This window comes from Micromonospora sp. U56, assembly GCF_018070095.1.
GTDB classification, from domain to species: domain Bacteria; phylum Actinomycetota; class Actinomycetes; order Mycobacteriales; family Micromonosporaceae; genus Micromonospora; species Micromonospora purpureochromogenes.
The window spans coordinates 1-4,925 of record NZ_JAGPYL010000215.1 but is presented as its reverse complement, the minus strand read 5'-3'; the positions used below and the strand labels follow the sequence as shown (position 1 = coordinate 4,925).

Annotated in this window: 5 protein-coding genes and 1 pseudogene; 3 read left to right on the top strand and 3 right to left on the bottom strand. The window is 74.8% G+C overall.

Annotated features, from left to right (window positions below; translation table 11 throughout):
- Nucleotides 1–132: 132 nt before the first annotated feature.
- Nucleotides 133–723 (bottom strand): hypothetical protein, encoded by a 591-nt coding sequence (locus KBX37_RS33315; protein WP_210779798.1) that lies wholly within the window; start codon nucleotides 721–723, stop codon nucleotides 133–135.
- A gap of 472 nt (nucleotides 724–1,195) precedes the next feature.
- Nucleotides 1,196–1,990, bottom strand: coding sequence for a DedA family protein (locus KBX37_RS33310; RefSeq protein WP_210779797.1), 795 nt, complete (start codon nucleotides 1,988–1,990; stop codon nucleotides 1,196–1,198).
- A gap of 80 nt (nucleotides 1,991–2,070) precedes the next feature.
- Here KBX37_RS33310 and KBX37_RS33305 point away from each other — a divergent pair, with 80 nt between their 5' ends.
- The 3 genes from KBX37_RS33305 (at nucleotide 2,071) to KBX37_RS33295 (ending at nucleotide 4,326) form a co-directional block, all read left to right on the top strand.
- Nucleotides 2,071–2,775, top strand: a complete 705-nt coding sequence (locus tag KBX37_RS33305; protein WP_210779796.1) for a carbon-nitrogen hydrolase family protein — start codon at nucleotides 2,071–2,073, stop codon at nucleotides 2,773–2,775.
- A 100-nt stretch (nucleotides 2,776–2,875) separates the two neighbouring features.
- Nucleotides 2,876–3,520, top strand: a complete 645-nt coding sequence (locus KBX37_RS35765; RefSeq protein ID WP_210779795.1) for a phosphotransferase — start codon at nucleotides 2,876–2,878, stop codon at nucleotides 3,518–3,520.
- On the top strand, nucleotides 3,517–4,326 hold the full coding sequence (locus KBX37_RS33295) for an MOSC domain-containing protein (RefSeq protein ID WP_210779794.1): 810 nt from the start codon (nucleotides 3,517–3,519) through the stop codon (nucleotides 4,324–4,326). The genes KBX37_RS35765 and KBX37_RS33295 overlap by 4 nt, the downstream gene beginning before the upstream one ends.
- A 6-nt stretch (nucleotides 4,327–4,332) precedes the next feature.
- On the opposite strand, the pseudogene KBX37_RS33290 reads toward KBX37_RS33295, so the two are convergent.
- Nucleotides 4,333–4,925, bottom strand: a pseudogene (locus KBX37_RS33290) (serine/threonine protein kinase); the annotation flags it as partial.

The following is a 4,925-nucleotide window of genomic DNA, read 5'->3' as shown; positions in this document are numbered from 1 at the left end:
CACACACTAAAAAAAATGTCAACTAACCGCCTAGCCGACAGGTCGACCCCTTCCGGGGAGACGACGCTGGCCGGCACCCCGCTGAGGGGCGCCGGCCAGCTTCGCGTGCGATCCGCTGTGGTTCAGGGTGGGTCAGCTGTTCCAGTGCTTGGCGACCAGGTCGGCGGCCTGCTTCTCCCACTGGGCGTAGTGCTCCGGGTAGGCCGAGACCTGCACGGTCTGCGCGGCCTTGGTCAGCGGCATGTCCTGCCAACCGTCGACCTGCTTCAGACCCTTGAGGAACGCCATCGTGCTGTACTCCGGGTCGGTGATCTGCTCGACCGTGCCCCAACCGCTGGACGGGCGCTGCTGGAACAGGCCCTGCGAGTCGTGGTCGTTACGGGCACCCAGGTGACCCAGGTTCTCCAGCTTCGACTCCTGCAGCGACGTGGCGATCGCGACCACAGCCGCGCGCTCGTCCATGCCCGACTTCTTCGTCGCCGCGATGATCGCCTTCACGCTCGCGGTCTGCTCGTCGCCCAGGTCGATGTGGGACTGCTTGCCCTGCACACCGTGCGGGATCAGCTTGTCCACGCCGGGCTTGTCGGCCTGCACCACGGCGACCGGCTTGGCGTCCATGACCGGGTTGGTGTGGGCCTCGGTGACCGGGCCGGCGAAGACGCCACCGGCGAAAGCCAGACCAGCGATACCCAGAACGCTCTTACGCAGAATGGTGGTGTTCATCAGAGTGGCTCCATTCGGGGGTCGGCACCCAGACTCGATGGGGGTCGAGCAGGTGCAAGCACCACGACGGCGCTCAAAGAATTCAAGGGAAAGTCTTCGCCCCGGCAGGCTTCACGAGCCGAGGGCTCGGCGCCGGGTCCATGTGTAACGACCGGCGGCCCACCATCATTCCGGGGGCCTGCATCCCGGGCGGCCCAGGTGATCGGGCCAGGCCAGCGGGTGCTGCTGCGATCGTCCAGGTGATGTAACGACCCCGGGCCGGCCGCCATTCCGGCGCCAGGGTGCCGCCGGTCACGGGACGACCCAGCACCGGCTGGCCCAGACCCGGACATCAGTCGGCAGCCAACGGCCCCCGGAATCGGACAGTCCGTGCGTGAGCACCTGGCCGGCCAGCCAGGTCGGGCGCGGCCACACTGAACCGGACAATCGTGCACGGACCGACCCTGAGGCCCGAACGCAGGACGTACCGGGGTCAGGCGTCGGGGCGCCAGGAGGAGGCGCGGTAGACGGTGCCCCGGTGACCGCTCACCTCACCGACCTGCACCGGGCCGGCCGGCGGCGCCGGGTCGAACGGGTCGGGGAACGAAACGGCGGAGGCGCGGGCCTGGCGGGCACGGCGTACGCGGGTGACGACGAACCAGGCCGCGGCGGCCACGCAGGCGGCGATGACCAGCTTCTGGAACGAACCGACGTACGACTCGACCACGTGCCAGTTCTCGCCCAGCAGGTAGCCGGCCATCACGAAGGTGGTGTTCCAGATCAGACTGCCCAGCGTCGTGTACAGCAGGAAGGTGCGGACCGGCATCCGTTCCACCCCGGCCGGCACGGAGATGAGGCTGCGGAAGATGGGGATCATCCGCCCGAAGAACACCGCCTTGACGCCATGCCTGAGAAACCACGCCTCGGTCCGGTCGACGTCGCTGAGCTTGACCAGCGGCAGCCGGGCCGCGATGGCGCGCATCCGGTCGCGGCCCAGGGCGGCGCCGATCAAATACAGCACCCACGCGCCGACCACCGAGCCGAGCGTGGTCCACAGGATCGCCCCGACGAGGCTCATCTTTCCCTGCGCGGCGGCGAAGCCAGCCAGCGGAAGAATGACCTCGCTCGGGATCGGCGGGAAGAGGTTCTCCAGCGCCACGGCCAGCCCGGCGCCCGGGCCGCCGAGCCGCTCCACCAGTCCGGTGACGTAGCCGACCGGCCCTTCCGTGGACGGTTCGGAGGTGGACACGACCGCACGGGGGTGGAGCGCCAGAGAGCCAGGGATCATGGACCAAAGTTACGAGCCGGCGCGCGCATCGACCACGGCCGGTGCCCGCGCCGCGGGAGATCCAGCAAGGGAGCCCACCCGTGCGTACGCCGCTCACCCTCGCGGTGGCCCAGCCCGACTGCGTCCCGTACGACGTCGCCGCCAACGTGGCGGCGCACGCCGCGGTGGTCCGCGCCGCCGACGCCCGGGTGGTGCTCTTCCCCGAGCTCTCCCTGACCGGGTACGAGTTGGACGCTCCCCCCCTCGACCCGGCCGACCCCCGGCTGGCGCCGCTGGTCGCGGCGTGCCTGGCGACGGGCACACTGGCGTTGGCCGGGGCACCGGTGGCCGACGACGCCGGTGCGGCGTACCTCGGTGTGCTGGCCGTGGACGGGGGCGGCGCGCGGGTGGCGTACCGGAAGATGTTCCTGGGTGGGGCGGAGGCCGCGCGGTTCGTCGCGGGCCGGGAACCGGCGGTGGTCGAGGTGGACGGCTGGCGGCTGGGCCTGGCCGTCTGCAAGGACACCGGGGTGGTGGAGCACGCGGCGCGGACCGTGGCGCTCGGCGTCGACGCGTACCTGGCCGGGGTGCTGGAGGCGCCCGCGGACGCGGCGGTGCCGGACGCGCGGGCCCGGCGGGTCGCCGCCGAGCACGGCGTGTGGGTGGCGACCGCCAGCTTCGCCGGGCCGTCCGGCAGGCACTACCCGCGGAGCGCCGGCGGCTCCGGGGTGTGGCGGCCCGACGGCACGCCGGTGGTCCGCGCCGGCGCCGCGCCCGGCGAGGTCGCCCGCGCCACCCTCCACTGACCACGGTCGGTCGTCGACCCCCGCGCCTGCGGCCGGCCGGACCGGCGGGGCCGCGGGCGCGGGGCCACGCGGAACGGGGGCCGCCGGTTACGGTGGGCCGGTGCCCGCCGCCACGCCGCTCGCCTCCGGCCGGGACGCCGACGTGTACGCCCTCGGTACGGACCGGGTGATCCGCCGCAATCGCGACGGTGGCGACGTCCGCGCCGAGGCGGGGCTGATGGCGTACCTGCGCGGGCAGGGCTACCCGGTGCCTGAGGTGTTCCGGGCTGACGGACCCGACCTGGAGATGACCCGGCTGACCGGGCCGACGCTGGCTGAGGCGCTCGTCACCGGCGTCGCCGACATCCGGTCCGGCGCCCGGATCCTGGCCACCCTGCACCACCGGCTGCACGCCCTGCGCGCGCGGCGCTCTCCCGACCCGGCCGCCCGGGTCCTGCACCTGGATCTGCATCCGCAGAACGTCATCGTCACCGCCGACGGGCCGGTGGTCATCGACTGGGGCAGCGCCGGCGAGGGCCCACCGGAGCTGGATCTGGCGATGACCGCGCTGATCGTCGCGGAGGTGGTCACCGACCCGGCCTCGCCGTTCGCCGCGCCTGCCGGCGAGCTGCTGACGGCGTTCCTGGCGGAGACCGGGCCGGTCGGGCTGCTGGACCCGGCGATCAGCCTGCGCACGCGTACGGGGCCGCTCGACGCGCGGCGGGTCGCGCAGGCCGCGGCCCGGGTGCGGACGGCCCACGGGTGACCGGCGGGCTCCGGCAGCTCTGGCGCTACCCGGTGAAGTCGATGCTCGGTGAGCAGCTGACCGCCGCGACGGTCGACGAGCGGGGCGTGGCCGGGGACCGCCGGCTCGCCCTCGTGGACCGGGCCACCGGGCGGGTGGCCAGCGCCAAGCAGCCACGGCTGTGGCGGGGCCTGCTCACCGTCCGCGCGGCCGGCGGCACCCCCGATCCGGTACGCCTCACCCTCGCCGACGGCACGGTGCTGGGCAGGACGGACGACCGGGCGGACGACGTCCTCTCCGGGCTGCTCGGCCGGGCGGTACGGCTGACCGCGGCGGTGCCGGAGGACGCCGTGCTGGAACGGGCCGACCCGGACGCGGTGCTGTCGGCCGGGGTGACGGCGGTGACCCGGACGACCCAGAGCCGGCTGGGCGGGGCGGCCCCGCCGGGCAGCCTGGTCGACTTCGCGCCGGTGCACCTGGTCGCCACCGCGACCCTGGCCGCGCTCGGGCCGGTCGACCCGGTGCGGTACCGGCCGAACCTGGTCGTCGACGCCGGCCCGGCCTTCGTGGAAAACGGCTGGGTGGGTCGGGACCTGCGCGTCGGCGCCGAGCTGGTGCTGCGGGTGGTGGCGCCCGCCCCGCGCTGCGCGGTGCCCACCCTGGCGCACGGACCGCGGCCGCCCGTCCCGGAGGCGTTGCGCGCGGCCGCCCGACTCAACCGGGTGGTGCCGCTGCCGGCGCTCGGGCCGCAGCCGTGCGTCGGCGCGTACGCGGTGGTGGTGCGGGCGGGTCGGGTCGAGGTCGGCTACCCGGTCGAGGTGGTCTGAGCCGGGTCAGTCGTCGTTGCTCCGCGAGCGCGGCCAGCCGGCCAGCAGGTCGCGCAGTTCGGACGCGGTGCCGTCGTCGATGCGGTCCTGCTCGACCGCCTCGGCGAGCCGGCCGGCCAGCTCCCGCAGCCGCTTGAGCCGGTCCTTGGGCTTGCCCTCCTCCAGCTCGGTGAGCTTGTCGCGCAGCTCGTCGGCGGTCTTCGGGTCGATGTCGCCGGCGGCCTCCGCCCGGTCGAGCAGGGCCGCGAACTCGTCGGCGAGCTGCCCCGCCGTGCGTGGCGCGGGCCGTTCGTCCCGCGACGGCGGGGCGGTGGACGGCTCCGCCGACGGGGTCGGCTCGACGGTGGGCTCGTCCTGCACGGCGGTGATCGGCGCGGCCGGGGTGCGGTGGTCGGGCCCGTCGTCGAGGACGAGCACGCCGACGAGGCCGAGCAGCAGCGCGACGCCGGCCGCGACCAGCACGCCCAGCGCCCGGTTCGGGCGGCGCGGCGGAGCGGCGACCGGAGGCGCGGGACGGCTGGCGGGCGGCCGGGGCGCCGCGGCGGCCCGGTCGACGAGGGTGGGTTGCGGGGGCGTCGGCACCGTCGGCAGCAGCGCGG

Coding starts and splice junctions, on each gene's coding strand:
- KBX37_RS33315 (WP_210779798.1), bottom strand. CDS start 723: ATGAACACCACCATTCTGCGTAAGAGCGTTCTGGGTATCGCTGGTCTG.
- KBX37_RS33310 (WP_210779797.1), bottom strand. CDS start 1,990: ATGATCCCTGGCTCTCTGGCGCTCCACCCCCGTGCGGTCGTGTCCACC.